Source organism: Catenulispora yoronensis, from assembly GCF_039531695.1.
Classification (GTDB): domain Bacteria; phylum Actinomycetota; class Actinomycetes; order Streptomycetales; family Catenulisporaceae; genus Catenulispora; species Catenulispora yoronensis.
The window spans coordinates 77,529-95,144 of the sequence record NZ_BAAAQN010000022.1; the positions used below are offsets into that span (position 1 = coordinate 77,529).

13 protein-coding genes are annotated in these 17,616 nt (G+C 70.7%); 5 read left to right on the forward strand and 8 right to left on the reverse strand.

Features of this window, described 5'->3' with window-relative positions:
• Positions 1-23: 23 nt before the first annotated feature.
• A complete protein-coding gene (locus tag ABD481_RS19795) occupies positions 24-1,604 on the forward strand; it encodes an SDR family NAD(P)-dependent oxidoreductase (protein WP_425559228.1) in 1,581 nt (526 codons plus the stop codon).
• Positions 1,605-1,660: 56 nt separating this feature from the next.
• On the opposite strand, the gene ABD481_RS19800 is transcribed toward ABD481_RS19795, so the two are convergent.
• Complete coding sequence (locus tag ABD481_RS19800) at positions 1,661-2,413, reverse strand: helix-turn-helix domain-containing protein (protein WP_344667182.1); 753 nt, start codon at positions 2,411-2,413, stop codon at positions 1,661-1,663.
• Positions 2,414-2,485: 72 nt separating this feature from the next.
• Here ABD481_RS19800 and ABD481_RS19805 point away from each other — a divergent pair, with 72 nt between their 5' ends.
• Positions 2,486-3,718 (forward strand): alpha-L-fucosidase, encoded by a 1,233-nt coding sequence (locus ABD481_RS19805; RefSeq protein ID WP_344667183.1) that lies wholly within the window; start codon positions 2,486-2,488, stop codon positions 3,716-3,718.
• A 10-nt stretch (positions 3,719-3,728) separates the two neighbouring features.
• On the opposite strand, the gene ABD481_RS19810 is transcribed toward ABD481_RS19805, so the two are convergent.
• From ABD481_RS19810 to ABD481_RS19835, 6 genes are all read right to left on the reverse strand, one after another.
• Positions 3,729-4,502 carry a DUF4253 domain-containing protein gene (locus ABD481_RS19810; protein WP_344667184.1) on the reverse strand — a complete coding sequence of 258 codons (774 nt, stop codon included), beginning with the start codon at positions 4,500-4,502 and terminating at the stop codon, positions 3,729-3,731.
• Positions 4,503-4,623: 121 nt separating this feature from the next.
• Positions 4,624-6,546, reverse strand: coding sequence for a DUF5107 domain-containing protein (locus ABD481_RS19815; RefSeq protein ID WP_344667185.1), 1,923 nt, complete (start codon positions 6,544-6,546; stop codon positions 4,624-4,626).
• Positions 6,543-7,388: a carbohydrate ABC transporter permease gene (locus ABD481_RS19820; protein WP_344667186.1), complete on the reverse strand. Its 846-nt coding sequence runs from the start codon at positions 7,386-7,388 to the stop codon at positions 6,543-6,545. The genes ABD481_RS19815 and ABD481_RS19820 overlap by 4 nt, the downstream gene beginning before the upstream one ends.
• 32 nt (positions 7,389-7,420) lie before the next feature.
• Positions 7,421-8,389, reverse strand: a complete 969-nt coding sequence (locus tag ABD481_RS19825; RefSeq protein WP_344667187.1) for a carbohydrate ABC transporter permease — start codon at positions 8,387-8,389, stop codon at positions 7,421-7,423.
• A 2-nt stretch (positions 8,390-8,391) separates the two neighbouring features.
• Positions 8,392-9,729 (reverse strand): ABC transporter substrate-binding protein, encoded by a 1,338-nt coding sequence (locus tag ABD481_RS19830; RefSeq protein ID WP_344667188.1) that lies wholly within the window; start codon positions 9,727-9,729, stop codon positions 8,392-8,394.
• Between the two features lie 244 nt (positions 9,730-9,973).
• A complete protein-coding gene (locus ABD481_RS19835; RefSeq protein WP_344667189.1) occupies positions 9,974-11,980 on the reverse strand; it encodes a DUF5107 domain-containing protein in 2,007 nt (668 codons plus the stop codon).
• A 155-nt stretch (positions 11,981-12,135) separates the two neighbouring features.
• Between ABD481_RS19835 and ABD481_RS19840 the strand changes: the two genes are divergently transcribed.
• Positions 12,136-12,921 carry a DeoR/GlpR family DNA-binding transcription regulator gene (locus tag ABD481_RS19840; protein ID WP_344667190.1) on the forward strand — a complete coding sequence of 262 codons (786 nt, stop codon included), beginning with the start codon at positions 12,136-12,138 and terminating at the stop codon, positions 12,919-12,921.
• A 118-nt stretch (positions 12,922-13,039) separates the two neighbouring features.
• Here ABD481_RS19840 and ABD481_RS19845 read toward each other — a convergent pair whose 3' ends face one another.
• Positions 13,040-14,140 (reverse strand): hypothetical protein, encoded by a 1,101-nt coding sequence (locus ABD481_RS19845; protein WP_344667191.1) that lies wholly within the window; start codon positions 14,138-14,140, stop codon positions 13,040-13,042.
• A 434-nt stretch (positions 14,141-14,574) separates the two neighbouring features.
• Here ABD481_RS19845 and ABD481_RS19850 point away from each other — a divergent pair, with 434 nt between their 5' ends.
• Together ABD481_RS19850 and ABD481_RS19855 are read left to right on the forward strand one after the other, a co-directional pair.
• The gene (locus ABD481_RS19850) at positions 14,575-15,315 is read left to right on the forward strand and encodes a GntR family transcriptional regulator (protein WP_344667192.1); all 741 of its coding nucleotides are present in this window, start codon (positions 14,575-14,577) and stop codon (positions 15,313-15,315) included.
• A gap of 153 nt (positions 15,316-15,468) precedes the next feature.
• Positions 15,469-17,604 carry an alkaline phosphatase family protein gene (locus tag ABD481_RS19855; RefSeq protein WP_344667193.1) on the forward strand — a complete coding sequence of 712 codons (2,136 nt, stop codon included), beginning with the start codon at positions 15,469-15,471 and terminating at the stop codon, positions 17,602-17,604.
• Positions 17,605-17,616: the final 12 nt, after the last annotated feature.

Consider the following 17,616-nt stretch of genomic DNA (forward strand, 5'->3'; position numbering starts at 1 on the left):
TGCGCGCCGGGTAGATTGGGCGGGTGATCGAGCAGGCGACCGACCCCCATCTCGCACCCGAGTCCGCGCCGGACGGCGCGCCCGGGCCCGAACCCGAATCCCACGGACCCGGCCTGCCCCCCGAGCGCCTGGCCCTCCTGCTCGACATCCTCGCCGAGGTCCAGGAGCTCCCGACCGAGCATCCGGACGCCATCGCCGTCCGCCGCGCCACCGCCGGCGTCTACAAGAACGTCAAGGTCCGGCGCCGCGCCGAACGCCAGGCCCGGGTGCAGGCCGCCGACCGCGCCGTCATCGCCGCCACCGCGACCGGCGCCCCCAACCGGCTCGACGACGAGACCCAGGGCCTGCCGCTGAGCTCGACGACGTCCGACTCCGGCAACATCGTGGCCGGCGTCCTGCTGCGCGAGCGCGGCTGCTACGTCTGCAAGGTCCGCTACCGCGAGGTGCACGCCTTCTACCACCAGCTGTGCCCCGACTGCGCCGCCGAGAACTGGCGCCGCCGCGACGCCCGCACCGACCTGACCGGCAAGCGCGCGCTGCTCACCGGCGGCCGCGCCAAGATCGGCATGTACATCGCGCTGCGGCTGCTGCGCGACGGTGCGCACCTCACCATCACCACCCGTTTCCCCCGCGACGCCGCCCGCCGCTTCGCCGCGATGCCCGACAGCGCCGACTGGCTGCACCGGCTCAAGATCGTCGGCATCGACCTGCGCGACCTGGCCCAGGTCGTGGCGCTGGCCGACGCGGTCGCCGCCGAGGGGCCGCTGGACGTCGTCGTCAACAACGCCGCGCAGACCGTGCGGCGCTCGCCCGGCGCCTACGAGCCGCTGATCCGCGCCGAGGCCGAGCCGCTCCCGGCCGGACCGCTGCCGGAACTGGTCTCCTTCGGGCGCTTCACCGGCTCCGGACTGGTCGCGCTGCCGGGCCAGTCCCGCTCGCCCGAGGCGATCGCGGACGACCTGGTCCGGCTCGGGGCGCGCTCCGGCGGCGCCCCGGCGACCGCCGCCGCCACCCCCTCCGAGCTGGTGTCCCTGGCGCTGACCGCCGGCTCGGCGGCGCCGGACCGGATCGCGGCCGGCACCGCCATCGACGCCGGCGGGCTGGTCCCGGACCTGGCCGACTCCAACTCCTGGGTGCAGACCGTCGAGGACGTCGACCCGATCGAGCTGCTCGAAGTGCAGCTGTGCAACTCCACGGCGCCGTTCGTCCTCATCAGCCGGCTGCGAGCGGCGATGAAGGCCTCCCCGGCGCCGCGCAAGCACATCGTCAACGTCTCGGCGATGGAAGGCGTTTTCAGCCGCGGCTACAAGGGGCCCGGGCATCCGCACACGAACATGGCCAAGGCCGCGCTGAACATGCTGACGCGCACCGCCGCGAAGGAGATGTTCGAGACCGACGGCATCCTCATGAACAGTGTCGACACCGGCTGGATCACCGACGAGCGGCCGCATCCGGACCGGGTCCGGCTGGCCGACGAGGGCTTTCACGCGCCGCTGGACCTGGTGGACGGCGCGGCGCGGGTGTACGACCCGATTGTGCGCGGGGAGCAGGGGGAGGACCTCTACGGGTGCTTCCTCAAGGACTACGCGAACGCTGGTTGGTAGGCCGAGCAGGTGGGACCGAGCAGGCAGGGCCGAGCAAGCAGGACCGGGCCCGAGGCTCAGCGGGCCCGCAACGTGCGCGGCGAGGCGCCGAACGCCTTGTGGCAGGCCTTGTTGAACGCTTGCAGGTCCGGGATCCCCACGGCCGCGGCGATCGCGGTCACCGACAACGTCGAGGCCTGCAACAGATGCAGGGCGCGCGCCATCCGTCGGCCCGCGATGTAGCCCACGACCGTGTCGCCGACGTGCTCGTGGAACAGCCGGGTCAGGTGGTTGTGCGACACGCCCGCGACCCGCGCCAGCTCCGCGACGGCCAGCGGCTCGGCCAGCCGCTCCTCGATCCGGCGCACGACGGCCGCCACGACCGGATTGCGCGGCACGTCGATGGCGTCGACGAGGTCCGACACCTGCCACAGCGCCGCCCAGACCGAGGCCGCGGACCGCTCCGGCGCCGTCGGGAACGCGGCCACCGCGTCGAGCAGCAGCTCCCGGAGCACCGGCAGCGCGGCCCCGGCGTCGCCGACGAACGGATCCCGGCGGCCGGCCATGGCGAAGTGCACGTACAAGTGCTCCGACCGGCCGCGGTACCGGAACTCGACGGTCGTCCCCGGCGGGACCAGGCTGACCACTCCGGGCCGCAGGTCGTACCGGACGCCGTCGGCGGCGAAGGCGGCGTGGTAGCCGTACAGGTGCAGCTGCCACAGATCCGGGAGCAGGAAGACGTCGCGGGCGGTGTTGATGCCGTGCACCCCGACTCCGGCGTTGGCGATCACCGGCGCGGTGCCGATCTGCATCTCCGGTTCCGGCGTCATGGTGAGAAATTACCAGTCTCGGTGATCCAGACCCATCAACAGGCGGCATGATCGGATCTAGCGTGGTGAACCATGACCATGCAATCCTGGTTCACCGACGCCAAGCTCGGCATCTTCCTCCACTGGGGCGTCTACGCCGTGCGGGGCATTCCCGAATCGTGGTCGTTCTACAACGGGGAGATCACGTACGAGAACTACATGAAGCAGCTCGACGGCTTCACCGCGAGCGCGTACGACCCGGACGCCTGGGCTCGGCTGTTCAAGGCGGCCGGGGCCCGCTACGCGGTGCTGACCGCCAAGCACCATGACGGCGTCGCGTTGTGGGACACGGCGCACAGCGACTTGAGCGTCGTGAAGCGATCTCCGGCCGCGCGCGACCTGGTGGGGCCGTACGCGGACGCGCTGCGCGCGCACGATCTCAAGGTCGGCCTGTACTTCTCCCACCTGGACTGGTCGCACCCGGACTACCCGTTCCACACCAGCGAGCAGTTCCACGCCGGACCGGTCGTCGAGGATCCGGAGGCGTGGGAGCGGTTCCTGACCTTCCACCGGGGCCAGCTGACCGAGCTGGTCGAGTCCTACGCCCCGGACCTGCTCTGGTTCGACGGCGACTGGGAACGGCCCGAGGAACTCTGGCGCATGGCGGAGCTGCGCGACCGGCTCATGGCGATGAAGTCCGACCTGGTGGTCAACTCCCGCCTGCTGGGCCACGGTGACTACGCCACGCCGGAGCAGGGCGCGCCGATCACGCCGCCGGACGGCCCGTGGGAGCTGTGCTACACGATCAACGACTCGTGGGGCTACCAGGCCCGCGACCACGACCACAAGCCGCTCAGCATCCTGATCCGCACCTTCGTCGAGACCATCAGCGGCGGCGGCAACCTCCTGCTCGACGTCGGCCCGCGCGAGGACGGCACGATCGTTCCCGAGCAGGAATCCCGGCTCCGGGCCCTCGGCGCGTGGATCGGCCGCAACGAGCCGGCGGTTTTCGGCACCATTCGCGGGATCCCTGCCGGCCACGTCTACGCGCCGACGACGCTGTCGACCGACCGGCGGACGCTGTACGTGTTCTGCTACGACCCGCCGCGTGACAGCGTGACGATCACGGGCCTCGCCAGCAAGGTCAGGCGCATCACCGCCCTGGGCAGCGGCGAGGAGCTGACGCATCGCCGCTTCGGCGGCTTCGACCCGGTGCCGGGCGTGCTGGCGATCGACGCGCCGAGCGTCGCGGATCCGCAGGTGACGGTGCTCGCGGTGGAGCTGGACGGGGAGATCGAGCTGTACCGGGGGGAGGGGCGAGGGTAGGCGGCCGCTCTCAGTCCCACCAGAAATGCCACATCGTGCGGTTGATCAGCGATGCGGCGTGGTTGTTGACCGAGCCGAACTCGCCGGCCAGGTCGGGGCAGAACGCCAGCTGCTGGTGGGCCAGGGTCAGGGCCCGGTCGAAGGTGGTCGGCGGGCGGCCGACGCAGCAACCGAGGCTGTCGCCCATGAGCATCACCACGCGGGCGTCGAATTCGTCCTCCCAGGCTCTCATGACCACCGAGTAGGACTGGATCGGGTCGTTGTAGTTGATCGGCCCGGTCCAGCCCAGGGTGCTGAGGACGTCGGAGCCCCGGGCTCCGGGGGCCAGGGCGGCGAAGGGGGAGTCCTGCTGGATGAGGTGCGCGACTTTCGCGGCGAGGCGGTCCCGGTCCTGTTCCGCGACGCGGCTGCCCGGGAAGTTCAGGACGGAGCTGATCTCGGCCTGGCTGGTCTCGCTGAGCGCCGGGTTGTGGTCGGGCTCGAAGACGCGATACCGGTTCGACCATCCCGCCAGCACCGTCTCGGCGGTGAGCGCCGGATCCGGCGGTGTCGAGGGGTCGAGGCGGATGACGCTGCCGTCGTAGACGAACGGCACCAGGCCGTTTAGGTGCGCGGCGGACCACAGGTGGTCGAGCAGGTCGGCATCCGCGGGCTCGTCGCTGAGCCACATCACGGGTTCGCCCGAGTCGGTGGCGACGACCTCCCCGGGCGGCAGCCGCAAGCCCAGGGAAGCGCCGCTCGGATCCGCCAGGAGGGCCTGCAATGGTGCGGGAATCTCAGCCATGGTCCGACACGATAGGCGCGCCCACTGACACAGAAGGCTGATAAGCGAGCCCGATGGACAAGCTTGAGGAACATGCGGAGTCCTCCGGATCCTGGGTGCAGGTTCCGGAGGACTCTTGGCGCTAACTCCCGGTCATCCGGAAGTCGTACTCGTGCGGCACCGGCCGGTCCGGGTAGACCGTGAGCCACAGAGTGTCCAGGGAGGCTTCGCCCTCCTGGAGGTTGTCGACGACGATCCCTTCGTCGAGCAGGCGGCGGACCCGGTCGACGTCGCCGGCGGCCAGCGCCGCCTGCGCGGTGTGGAGACGGACGCGACCGTGGTCGCGATCGACGGGTTCGAGCCCCGCGACGACCTCCAGCGCCTCGGCCGCGCGGTCGGCGGCGAGCAGCGCTTGCAGGGTCTCCACGGTGAGTTCCCGCAGCCCCGGTGCCAGGCGGTGGGCCAGGATCAGCAGGTCCGCGCGCTCCGCGGGGTCGGCCGCCAAGTGTGCCAAACCGTGCAGGGCCCAGGGATTGGGGCGGTCGGTCAGTGAGTGCTCCCAGGCTTCGCGCGCCGCATCGTGCTCGTCATCGCCGAGGCGGAGCAGGCCGAGGTGGTAGAGCGAGTGCCAGTCGCCCGCCGACTCCTCCAGCAGCGACCGCCATTTCGGTCCGCTCACCGGTGGCGCCGGAAGGTCGCCGTCGAGCACTGGCAGACGCTTGGTCAGCAGCAGGTCCAGCCATGGCTGCTGCTCCGCGCCGCAGGATCCGAACGGCCGGGAGACGTCCGACGCCAACTCATCGGCGGCGATCTCCAAGGCTCCCCAGCCGGATCCCCGGTGCAGAGTTTCAGGAAGCGCCGTCTCGTTCGGAGCGCCCACCCCGAACCCCTGCGCCTCCACCAAAGCGCCGTCCAGGTCCTTCCGCGCGATCAGCCGCTCCAACGCCTCGTCCACGGCGGCCCGGGCCTCGTCCCACGTCCCGTGCACGCCCTCCGCATCCGCCTCCAGCAGCCCGTACGCCTCGACCCACTCCCAGGTCTCGCCGCCCGGCAGCTCCAGGTGCTCCAACTGCGTGCGCGCGAGCCCGGCCTGGATCTCGATGTACTCCGCGTCCGGCCCGGACAGCCACTCCTGCCAGCGCTGCCCGCCGGCCGCGACGCCCCACTGGAACAGCTTGCGGCCGATCAGCCGGTCGGTCGACGTCTGCACCAGGCCGGTGCCGGCGGCGTCCAGCGCCGTGATCCACCGGCGCTCGCCGGCCGGGATGTCCATGAAGAAGTCGGCCGCCGCGGCGAATCGCGCCGGGTAGCTCTGATCCTGCTCGACGCCGTCCCGTTCCGGGAAGCCCACCATCGTCAGCTGCGCCGTGTAGTCGAAGTGGAAGGCCCGCTCCGCCGGTGCGATCACGCGCGCATCAGGGCTCTGCGGCACCGCGATGTTCGACCACCAGTAGACCGGCGTCGGCGCCGGCCCCGGATTGTGCAGCGCGACGTGGACCAGCAGCGTCCGCGCCCCGGGCGGCAGCCACGCGTCGATCGTCACCACCACCCGCCGCAGGCGTTCGAACTCGTACATCCGCAGTACCGGGGTGCCGTCGGCGGTCTCCAGCCGTACCGCGTGCAGCGGTGCGCAGGTCAGCGGCCAGTGCCCGGTCGCGCCGAGGTTCCACTCCACGCCCCCGGCCAGCCACGCGTCGCGCAGCGCCAGGTTCGCGGGCTGGAGGATCGGGTTGCGGTGCAGCAGTTCGCGTCCGGTCGGCCGGTGCACCAGCGACCACAGCCGGCCGCCGTAGCCGGGCAGGAAGGTCGCGGTCAGGTTCTCGTTCTCCAGCACCAGCGCCGGCAGCTCGCGGGTGCTCCGGTCGCGCGAATACGAGTCCTGGTTCGTGTACGGCAGCAGCGTCGCCGGCCGTCCGTACTCCAGGTTCCGGGCCATGTCCGGATACGGCGCCGCCGCCGCGTCGAACCCCGGCCGGCCCACGCCGCGCAGCAGCGGCAGCACGCCGGTGCGCGGGTCGTCGGCGCCTTCGATGCGCAGCACGTCGTGCCGCAGTTCCGTGGTCACTTTCCGATCCCTACAGTCATGCCCTGGATGATCCGGGTCCCGAGCCAGCTGAACAAGGCGATCATCGGCGCCAGCACCACGCAGACGCCGGCGAACATCGCGCCCCAGTCCAGACCGTTCAGCTGGGCCTCGTTGACGAAGCTGGACAGCGCCACCGGCAGCGTCACCTTGTCCTGGCTGTGGGTCAGCACGATCGCGAACAGCGTCTCGTTCCACGCCGAGATGAACTGGAGCAGGAACGCCGTGATCAGGCCGCCGCGCGCCACCGGCAGGATCACCTTGGTGAAGGTGCGCAGCATCCCCGCGCCGTCCAGCACCGCGGCCTCCTCCAGTACCGCCGGGATGCCCGCGAAGAATCCGGTGAGCAAGTAGACGGTGAACGGCATCGCCAGACCCAGATACACCAGGATCAGGCCGGGCTGGGAGTCGTCAAGGTTGGCATGCGCCAGCCCGATGAACAGCGGGATCACCATCACCTGGCCGGGGACGCCCAGGCCCATCGCGAAGGTCATGCTCATCGCGCCGGAGACCCGGTTGCGGCGGCGGGCCAGCGCGTAGGCGCACGGCGCGGCCACCACGACGGCCAGCACCGAGGACAGCACGGCCACCACGACGCTGTTCAGCGCCGCCCGGCCGAAGCCGCCGTCGGAGAAGACCTTGCCGTAGTTGGCGCCCTTGGGGTGCGTGGGCACGCCGAAGGGATGGTTCAGGATGTCGGTGCCGTCGCGCAGCGACGTCAGCAGGATCCAGCCGATCAGGGCGATGTCGGCGGCCACCACCAGCCACACCGCGCCGGTGGCGATCCGCATGGGCAGGCTCGGGGCCTTGCGCCTGGGCCTCATGGGCTCGTCTTCCTTTCCCGGAGCCGGCCGGATCAGTATTCGATGGGGTCGCGGCGCAGCAGGCGGCGCAGCACGACGGTGAAGATGACGACGAGGAACAAGCTCACCAGCGCCGCGGCGGTCGCCAGTCCCAGCTGCGGGGTGGACGCCTGCGGGAACGCCTCCTCATAGACGTACAGGGCGGTGTTCCAGGAGTCCGACGGCGGCTGCGCGCCGCTGCTGCCTCCGTACATCAGGATCAGCTCGAAGACCTTCACCGAGCTCACCGTCCAGAGCACCGCGCACACCGAGATCACCTCCCAGCACATCGGGAGGGTGACGTGCCGGAAGCGCTGGTAGGCGTTGGCGCCGTCGAGCTCCGCGGCCTCGTAGAGGTACTCAGGGATCTGATCCACGGCGGCCATCAGGATCGCCGTGTAGTAGCCGGTGGCCGTCCACACCAGCGTCCCCAGGATCATGGTCTGGAGGTGCTCGGTGGCCAGCCACTGCGGCGGATGGCTCCAGCCGAGCCACTTCAGGACCTGATTCACCGGGCCGTCCGGGGAGAACAGCACGCCGGCCGCGATGCCGAACACCATCGCGTTCACCAGGCACGGGAAGAACAGCACCGACCTGGCGAACAGGCGGCGGTTCATCTCCCGCAGGACCAGCATGAGCGCGAACGCGATCACGAAGGTGATCACGCCGCCGACGAGCAGCGTCTTCAGCGTGTTGCCGAGCGAGTGCCGGAAGATCGGGTCCTGCCACAGGATCCGGTAGTTCCCCAGGCCCTTCCACTTCTTCTCGCTGATGCCGTCCCACTTGTAGAGGCTGGTCCAGGCCGCGTAACCGACCGGGAGCAGGAACAGCACGGCGTAGACGACGACGGCCGGGGCGGTGAACGCCCAGAACATGCGGCGTCGCGAACGCTCCAGCGGGGCGGCGCCGACCGGGCCGCGCGCGGCGGACCCGCCCCGGACGCGGCGCGTCCGGGACGGGTCCTGGATGGTGGCGGTGCTCATGCTCAGCTCTGGGTCTTCCAGAAGGAGACCTGCGAGGACTTCATCTTGGCGACGAAGCCGGCCGCGTCGGTCTTGCCGTGCCAGAAGTCCAGGAAGTTCTGGTTCCAGACCTTGGTGCTCCAGTCGCCGGCCACGCCGTCGAAGGTCAGGCGCAGCTTGTCGGCGCCCAGGGTCTTCTGCACGTCGGTCAGCTCGGCCGGGGCCGGGATGTCGGTGCGCGGGGTGATGTTGCCGGCGTCGGTGGAGATGCCGGACAGCGTCTTCTTCTGGAGGAAGTACGCCATGAACTTCTCGGCCTGCGCGACGTTCTTCGCGTTCTTGGTCAGCGCGAAGCCGAACACCATCGAGTCCGGCTGGCTCGCGCCCGGCGGGAGCAGGAAGCCGTACTTCCAGGTCGCCGGGATCTGCTTGGCCACCTCGGCGGTGACCCAGTTGCCGTTCATCAGGAACCCGGCCTTGCCGCCGGCCCAGTTGGTCTGCTGCGCCGGGTACTTCGTGGCGGTGTAGGTCGGGATGATGTAGCCGCCCTTGACCAGCTGCTCGGTCTGTTGGGCGGCCTTGAGCACCGCCGGGTTGTCCCAGGAGGCGCCGGTCTTGTCGTCCGCCAGGTCGGCGAAGTTCACGCCGTTCGCGTTGACCAGGTAGTCGAACCACAGGCCGTTGGTCCAGGAGTCCTCACCCTCGGAAGCCACACAGGGCTTGTTCTTCGCCTTCAGCGCGTCGCAGACCTTGATGAAGCCGTCCCAGTCGGTCGGCGCCGAGGTCATCGCGGCGGACACGTCGGGGTCGGCGGCGTTGTAGAAGACGCCCGCGGTGCTGGCCTCGTAGGGGATGACCCAGTGCTGGCCGCCCTTGGGGTCCTTCGGCAGCGAGTCCCAGTACTTCGACGGGATCGCGTCGGAGACCTTCACGTTGTCGTTCGGGATCGTCATCCCCAGCACCGCCGAGAGGTCCTGCGCGTTGCCGTTCTGCGCGGCCGTGCCGTAGATCGAGTCGGCGCCCTGGTCCCACATGTCAGGGGCCTTGTTCGCGGCCATCGCCGGGCCGATCTTCTTGGCCACGTCGCGGCCGGTCCACTCGACGTCGACCTTGATGCCGGTGTCCGCCGTGAACTGGTCGATCGCGGCCTGGATCACCTTGGCCTGCGGCTCGTCCTTGCGCCACATCGACCAGTAGCTGAAGCTGCCGCCGGACTTGGCCGCTTCGCCGCCGGAACCGCCGGCCGGGGCGGCTGCGCCCTGGTCGCTCTTGCCACTGGAACACGCGCTCACGCCGACCGCGAGGACCGCCGCGGTGGCTATCGCCAGAAGCCGGGGACCCCGGCCGGTGGTGCTGCCCATATCGATTTCCTCCGAAGGCTGGTGCGCCAGGAACGATCAGTCAGGGGGTGCTGGGAGCCGACAGTAGGGCGTCGTTCGCGAGGACTACAACCATTCCCTGCAAGATTTTTTCGAGTGATGCTAAGTTGAGATCCACAGCTACATTGATTCGCAGAAAGTTGCAAAACCTGCAAGATTGAGCCGCACAAGAAAGCTCCGACCCCGTGACCAGGGTCGGAGCTGAGCGCTCAGTAGCAGGACTCTGCTACAGCTGGCGGACGCTGTAGTCGTAACTGCACGGCAGCGGGTGTTCTTCGCGCACGCGCTGTGAAACCGCCGGACCGAGCCCGCCGGCCTGCCGGGCGTGGAACTCCCACCACAGATCCGACAGCGGATCCTCGCCCTCGCGGACGTCGTCGACCACCAGCCCGGTCTCCAGGATCCGCCGCGCCCGCACCAGATCCCCGGCGTCCAGCGCCGCCCGGCACTCCAGCATCAGCACCCTCCCGGCGAACCGGTCGGGCTCCTTGAGCCGGTCCACCAGCTCCAGCGCCTCCACCGGCCGCTTCGCCGAGATCAGCACCCGCAGTGTCTCGATCGTCAGCGGACGGAGGCGCGGCGACAGGTGATGAGCCCGCAGGTAGCGGTCCGCCGCGGCGTCCGGACGCCCCTCGGACTCGTCCAGCACCGCCAGATTCCGATGTGCCCACGCCGTCTCAGCCTGCTGCATCGACTGCTCCCAGGCCTCGCGCGCCCCGGCGGGATCGCCGGCGTGATACCGGTTCACGCCCAGATGCAGCCACGTGAACCACGTCGCTCGCCCCGGATCCGACGTCGCCTTCTCCAACAGCGCCCGCCAGACCGGACCCACCGCGTAGGACGACGGCGGCAACGCCGGAGCCGGCGTCGGCATCTGCCCCTTGCGCACCAGCGACAGCCACGACTGCTGGTCCCGGCCGATCGTCGCGTCCGGGAACGGCGTCCCCGCCAGGCGCAACGACCGGTTCCGGCCCAATGCCCGCCGCTCCAGCGCCCCCCACCCGGTCCCGGCGTGCAGCACTTCCTCCGGCGGCCTGTCGGCCAGCGCCGTCATCGTCGCCAGTTCCTCTTCCAGCCGGCCGGCCGGAACCAGGGCCTCGACCGCCGACGCCGCGGCCCCGACCGCCTCGGACCACTTCGCGTCCAGCACTCGCCCCGGATCCACCTCCAAGAGCCCGTACGCCTCGACCCACGACCACGACTGGCGGCCCGGCAGGCGCAGATGCTCCAGCTGGGTCCGCGCCAGACCGGCCTGGATCTCGAAGTACGGCCGCCCCGGCCCGGACAGCCAGTCCTGCCAGTTCCGGCCGCCCGAACCGGTGCCCCAGTGGAAGATCTTGCGGCCGCGCATCCGGTCGGTGGAAGCCTGCACCAGGCCTGTCCCCATGGCGTCGACGGCGGCGATCCAGCGGCGCTCGCCGTCGGGGATCTCCGCGAAATAGTCGGCGCCGTAGTCGATCCGGCCCGGGTAGGAGGCGTCGGCGTCGCGCCAGCGCGGGAACGGGATCCGGCGCATCTTGCCGGTGTAGGAGAAGTGGTACGCCGAGTCGGCCGGCACCAGCGCGCGGCTGTCCGGCGTCTGCGGCACCGCGGCGCTGCTCCACCAGTAGACCGGGGCGTCCTCCGGGAACGGGTTCTGGATCCGGACGTGCACCAGCAGCACCGGCGAGCCGTCGGGCAGGTAGCAGTCCAGCTGGTAGACGAGGCGGCGCTGGCGTTCGTACTCGTACATGCGCAGCACCGGCGTGCCGTCGTCGCGGGTCACGCGCACCGCGTGCAGGGGCGAGCAGGTCAGCGCGGTGTGGCCGAAGGTGCCCAGGTTCCACTCGACGCCGCCGGCGAACCAGGCGTTGCGCAGGCCCAGGTTGGCCAGTTGCAGCTTGGGCGGGAAGTGCAGCAGCTCCCGGTCCGGGGCGCCGCCGCGACCCTTGTGGCGCAGCGACATCAGACGGCCGCCGTAACCGAGGAGGAACTCGGCGCGTAGGACGTCGTTCTCCAGCACCGCGGTGACCGGCTCGCGGTCCGGGGTCTCGCGGCCGTAGCCGTCCTGGAACGTGTAGGGGAGCAGCGACTCGGCGTGGCCGTAGCCCAGGTTCGCGACCATCTCGGCGTCGGCCTCGGACACGTCCAGGCCGCCGCGCGGGTCCGGGAGCTGGCGCAGCGGCGGGAGCGGGTTCTCCGGTCCCAGGGCGGCGACCGGCAGCCGCACCGACGACAGGCGAAGGACGCTCAACCGACGGCCCCCTAGGATGTGACGCTGGCACCTTGCAGGATCGCTACAGTGTGCCAGAAAATCTTGCAAACAAGGTCACGATCCCGTCATGGACTGATCGAATCGGCCGCGGAGCCGGTGGCCGGGCTCCGCGACGCCGGGGAAGGGCGCGTGCAGTGAACCGCTACGAGCGCTGGAGCGTCCTGCTGGAACTGCTCGCCGAGAGCGGCAAGCTGGAGATCGACGAGACCGCCGAGAAGCTCGGCGTCTCCGCCGCGACCATCCGCCGCGACTTCGACGAGCTCGCCGCGCAGCAACTCCTGTCGCGGACCCGGGGCGGCGCGACCGCGCACAGCGTCTCCTACGACCTGCCGCTGCGCTTCAAAGTGGCCCGCCACGCGCCGGAGAAGCAACGGATCGCCTCGGTCGCGGCCGCCATGGTGGCGGTCGGATCGACGGTCGGCATCAACGGCGGCACCACCGCGACCGAGGTGGCGCGCGCCCTGGCCGCCCGCGCCGACCTGGCCGGGGAGCAGCGCGGCCCGGCGGTGACGGTCGTGACGAACGCCCTGAACATCGCGCAGGAACTGGTCGTGCGGCCGTATCTGCACGTGGTCACCACCGGCGGCGTCGGCTCGCCGAAGTCCTACGAACTCGTCGGTCCGATCGCGGCGGCGATGCTGGAACGCGTCGCGCTGGACCTGGCGATCCTCGGCGTCGACGCACTGGACGCCGAGCACGGCGCGAGCGCTCACAACGAGGCCGAGGCGACGGTCAACCAGACGCTGGCCTCGCGGGCGCGGCACGTGGTGGTGGTCGCGGACTCGTCGAAGCTGGGCCGCCGGGCGTTCGCGCGGATCTGCCCGATCGCCGACGTGACGACGCTGGTGACGGACGGGGACGCGCCGGGGGAGATGGTGGGGCGGTTCAGCGAGCTGGGTGTGCGGGTGGTGCGGGCTTAGCGGACTCAGAAGTCTTATTCGGATGAGTCGGAGAGTTCGGAGAGATTCCGAGAACGGCCCCTGGCGCTCGACGGAGCGAGCCAGGGGCCGTTCGATCTTTCTGGCGACCTGTGCGAGGTCAGCGTTGTCTGTCGCGACGACGCGGAGGAGCACCGATCGCGAGCAGCGTGATCCCGGCGAGAGTCGCGACCAGGGCGACGCCCGCGAGTTGCACGGACTGGATCGGTCCGGTGACGGGCAAGGTGCGGCGGGCCCGTGCGGCGCGGGTGGCCTCAGAAGCCGGGGCGGGGGTCGGTGGCTTCGGAGCAGCCGGGTCCGACGGCGCCGCGGGGTGAGATGGGGAAACTGGTGCGGTCGGAGAGCCCGGCGACGTCGGAGAACCCGGTGGGATCGGAGAGCCGGGCGAGGTCGGCGAATCCGGCGGGGTCGTGCTGTCCGGCGGGTTCGGAGGAATGGTCCCCGGAGGAGGAGCCTCGACGCAGAAGGGGATGTCGGCTGTGGCTGATCCGTCGATCGGGTCTGAGACCTCCACCGTCGCGACGGTGTCCTGGCCTCGGTTCGAGGTCCCGGAGACGACGCCGTCGGCGGACAGCGTCAAGCCGGGCGGGAGCCGGCCGGACGCCAGGCGCCAGGTCAAGACCGCGTCCGGGTGCGAGACGGTTGCTTGGAGCTGCACGCTGTAGGGCTCGCCGATGATCGCGCAGGGCGGTTCGAGCGTGACGATGCATGGCGGCTGGACGAGGTTGTCCAGGTTCAGGTTCCAGCCGCTGAAGGTGTTGCAGATCAGCAGCGCGGTGGCCTTGGAGGTGTCGTCGGAGCTGGCGCCGTAGCCGTAGGCGTCGAGGAAGCCCGGCGGCGGATTCGGGTTCCGGTTGATGGCGTTGTAGGCGAGCAGTCCCACGGACAGGTTGGTCGGGGCGCCGTACGCCCCGGCGATGATCGTATTGTTCGCGATGAGCCCGCCGGTGGGTCCGCTGAACGCGGGCGAGCCGACCTGGATCGTGTTCTGCGTCAGCCGGTCCGGGTTCGGGACCTGTAGGTCCGGCGGGCCCAGTGTGCGCTGGAAGTTCGGAATGTCCACCTGGGCGATCGTCACGGACTGCGGGGTGGTCGCCTGCAGCAGGATCGAATGCACGCTCAGGCAGGCGGAGTGCTGGGTGATGTCCGCGACCGTGACGTCGGTGATCGAGTCGCTGGCGTTGTTGTATAGCACGCCCACCGTGGGATTGACGTGGGAGTTGTCACAGCCGTAGGAGAAGCCGGTCCCCTGGACTGTGAGGTTGGTGAGGCGCCGGACAACAGGCCGGGCGGACCGAGGTCCGGATTCGGATCGTGCCCCGTGATCCGGTGGCCGCCGCCGTTGATCGTGAGGCCGTCCGGCACGGTCAGTGTCGCGATCGTGTCGCAGTCCGCGCTCAGCGTGTAGACGCTCCCGGAGGTGGTGCCCGGGCAAACCGCGGTGATGACCCCGCCATTGACCGTGGCGCCTGCGGGTGAAGTCGGTCATTTCGGGTGATTGTCATCGGGTACTGCGACAGGACATCCCGGCCGCCGGGTTCCCGCCGCATTCACCTTGCTGACCTGCGCGCCTGGTAGCCTCCGCGGCACGGGGCGGCAAGATTGTCCGTTCCTCATGCCCGCAGGACGTGTTCCGTGACGCCCACTGACCCGGTTTCCGGCCCGGCCATCGCCGCGGACCTCGCGCGGCGCATTGCCGACGGTACCTATCCCGTCGGCCGGCGGTTGCCCAGCGAACAGGCGTTGGCCGAGACCTACGCCACCACCCGCGCGCGGGTCCGCACCGCCCTGGCGGCGCTGGCCCGGCGCGGGCTGCTGGTCTCGCGGCCGAACTCCGGCTGGCTGGTCCGGAACCAGGCGCAGACCGTCGGGGAGATGCGGTCCTTCTCGCTGTGGGCCGCCGAGCAGGGCCGGGAGTTCGGCGGGCGGATCGTGCGCCGCGAGTGCGGCGGTGCCAGCGGCTGGGAGGCGCGGCTGCTGGGGGTCGGGCTGGGCGAGGAGGTCATGCGCTTCACCCGCGTCCGCACGCTCGACGGGCGCGCCGTCATGGTCGAGCGCTCGACCTGGGCGCCGTGGGTGCTGCCGGTCATCGCCGACCTGCCCGAGGATGTGCCCTCGGTGTTCGGCGCGCTGCACGCCGCCGGGGTGCCGGTGGTCCTCGGCGACCACCGCATCGAGGCCGTCGCCGCCTCCAGCGACGACGCGCGCCTGCTCGGCGTCCGCCGTTCCAGCCCGCTGCTCCAGGTGAGCCGCACCACCGCCACCGACACCGGGCCGGTCGCCGAGGTCGCCGTCGACCGCTACGTCGCCGACATCGTGGCCTTCGACGTCCGGGCCGGGGACGCCTCCCGGACGTTGCTCGCGCCGCGCGACTGACCACGCTGCGTGCGGGCCGACGGCCCACTGCGCGCAGTCGGCGACCCAATCCGCCATGATCCCGCGGCGGCCGCGCGCAGTTCACAGGCCATTCACCGGCGGCGCTTTTCATCCGGACTGCCTCTTCCGTCAGCCCATCCCCTGGAGCGCCCCGTGGCCACCGACTCCGAGCAGCCCGAAACCACCATCCCGCAGTCGATCCTGCACTCCGGTCTGTCGCGCCGCGGCATGCTCAAGGCGATGGGCCTGTTCGGCGGCGCGACCGCCGCCGCCGGCGGCACCGCCTGGGCCGCGACCGAATCCGGCAGCCCCGCGGCGGCCGGCGCGGCCGCCGCCGGCCCCAAGGCCGCCTACCTCCTGCCCGACGGCTTCACCGGCACCATGGCCGACCTGAAGCACGTCGTGATCCTGATGCAGGAGAACCGCGCCTTCGACCACTACTACGGCGCGATGCCCGGCGTCCGCGGCTTCAACGACAAGCAGGCCCTGCGCTTCCCGAACGGCACCGACGTCTTCTCCCAGCCCAGCGGCACCAGCGCCGTGAAGCCCAAGCGCGTCACCACCGTCGCCCAGACCACCACCGGTCTCGACCACAGCTACGGCGGCGGCACCGGCGCCTGGAACAGCGGCAAGTACAACAACTGGGTGCCGACCAAGGGCAGCGCCACCATGAACTACCTGACCGGCGACGAGATCCCGTGGCAGTGGTCGCTGGCCAGCAACTACACGCTCTGCGACAACTACCACTGCTCGGTCATGGGCCCGACCACGCCCAACCGCCTCTACCTGTGGACCGGCACCTCCAACGGCGTCACCGCCAACGGCGGCGAGACCTCCGGCAACCGCGCCTGGCAGACCTACCCCGAGGCGCTCCAGGCGGCCGGCGTCTCCTGGCGCGTCTACGTCGACAACAACAACGGCGACGGCTGGCGCGGCGACTACGAGGACAACCCGATCCGCGGCTTCGCCACGTTCACCCCGAGCGCGGCGAACCTCGCCGACCAGGTGAAGATCGCCCCGGGCACCGGCGTCGTGTGGCGCGCCAACTCCTTCCCCTACGCGGCCGACGGCCTGCCGGACGACGACAGCGACACCAACCTGAACGGTGTCCTGAAGGACTTCATCGCCGCCTGCCAGCCCGGCGCGCAGTACGCGCTGCCGCAGGTGTCGTGGATCGTCTCGCCCTACAAGTGGTCCGAGCACCCCTCGGCCAACCCCGAGCACGGCGCCCACTACACCAACCGCGTGATCAAGGCCCTCCAGAGCAACCCGGACATCTGGAACCACACGCTGCTCATCCTGAACTTCGACGAGAACGACGGCTACTTCGACCACGTCCTGCCGCCGTTCCCGGAAGCCGGCACCGCCGGCGAGTACTCCGGCAGCACTCCGATCGGCTACGGCGCGCGCGTGCCGATGACGCTGGTCTCGCCGTGGACCCGCGGCGGCTGGGTGAACTCGGAGGTCTTTGACCACACCTCGGTGATCCGCTTCCTCGAAGTGTGGACCGCGTCCATGGGCACCCCGGCGCAGAGCACCACGATCACCGGCTGGCGCCGCGCCATCAGCGGCGACCTGACCAGCGCGATCGACTTCTCCCGGCCGGTGCTGGGCGTGCCCTCGCTCCCGGACACCGCGGCGCTGGTGGCCATCGCGCGCGCCGGCGGGACCATCGGCACCCAGGTGCCCGCCGACGACCAGTGGAACGACTACCCGCCGCTGCGCCCGCGGCCGCTGTCCTTCCACCCGCACGGCACCTTCACCGAGGACCGCAAGACCGGCAAGGTGACCGCGGCCATGACGCTCGTCGGCGGCCCGGCCGGCAAGGGCGTCAGCCTCCAGGTCTTCCCCGACAAGTACAAGACGTTCGCCAACACGCCGTTCACCGTGACCACCGCCGCGGCCAAGAGCTACACCTGGGACGCCACCGCGTACCAGGGCCGCTACGCCTTCTCGATCTACGGCCCGGACGGCTTCGTCCGCTCGCACGCCGGAACCGTCCTGCCCGCCGGCCAGAACAACGCCGGCGTGCCGCGGGCCGACGTGGCGCTGGTGTCCGGCGCCACGCCGACGCTGACCGTCACCCTGCACAACGACGGCCTCCAGCAGGTGCACTTCACCCTGACCGCCAACGACTACGCCGGCGGCAAGCAGGACTTCTACGTCGCGGCCGGCCAGTCGAAGCAGGTCACCTGGCCCACCGCCGACGGCTACTACGACGTGGTCATGACCGCCGATACCGGCACCGGCTGGACCCACCGCTACGCCGGGCGCATCGCCCAGGCCTGACACCCCCACGGC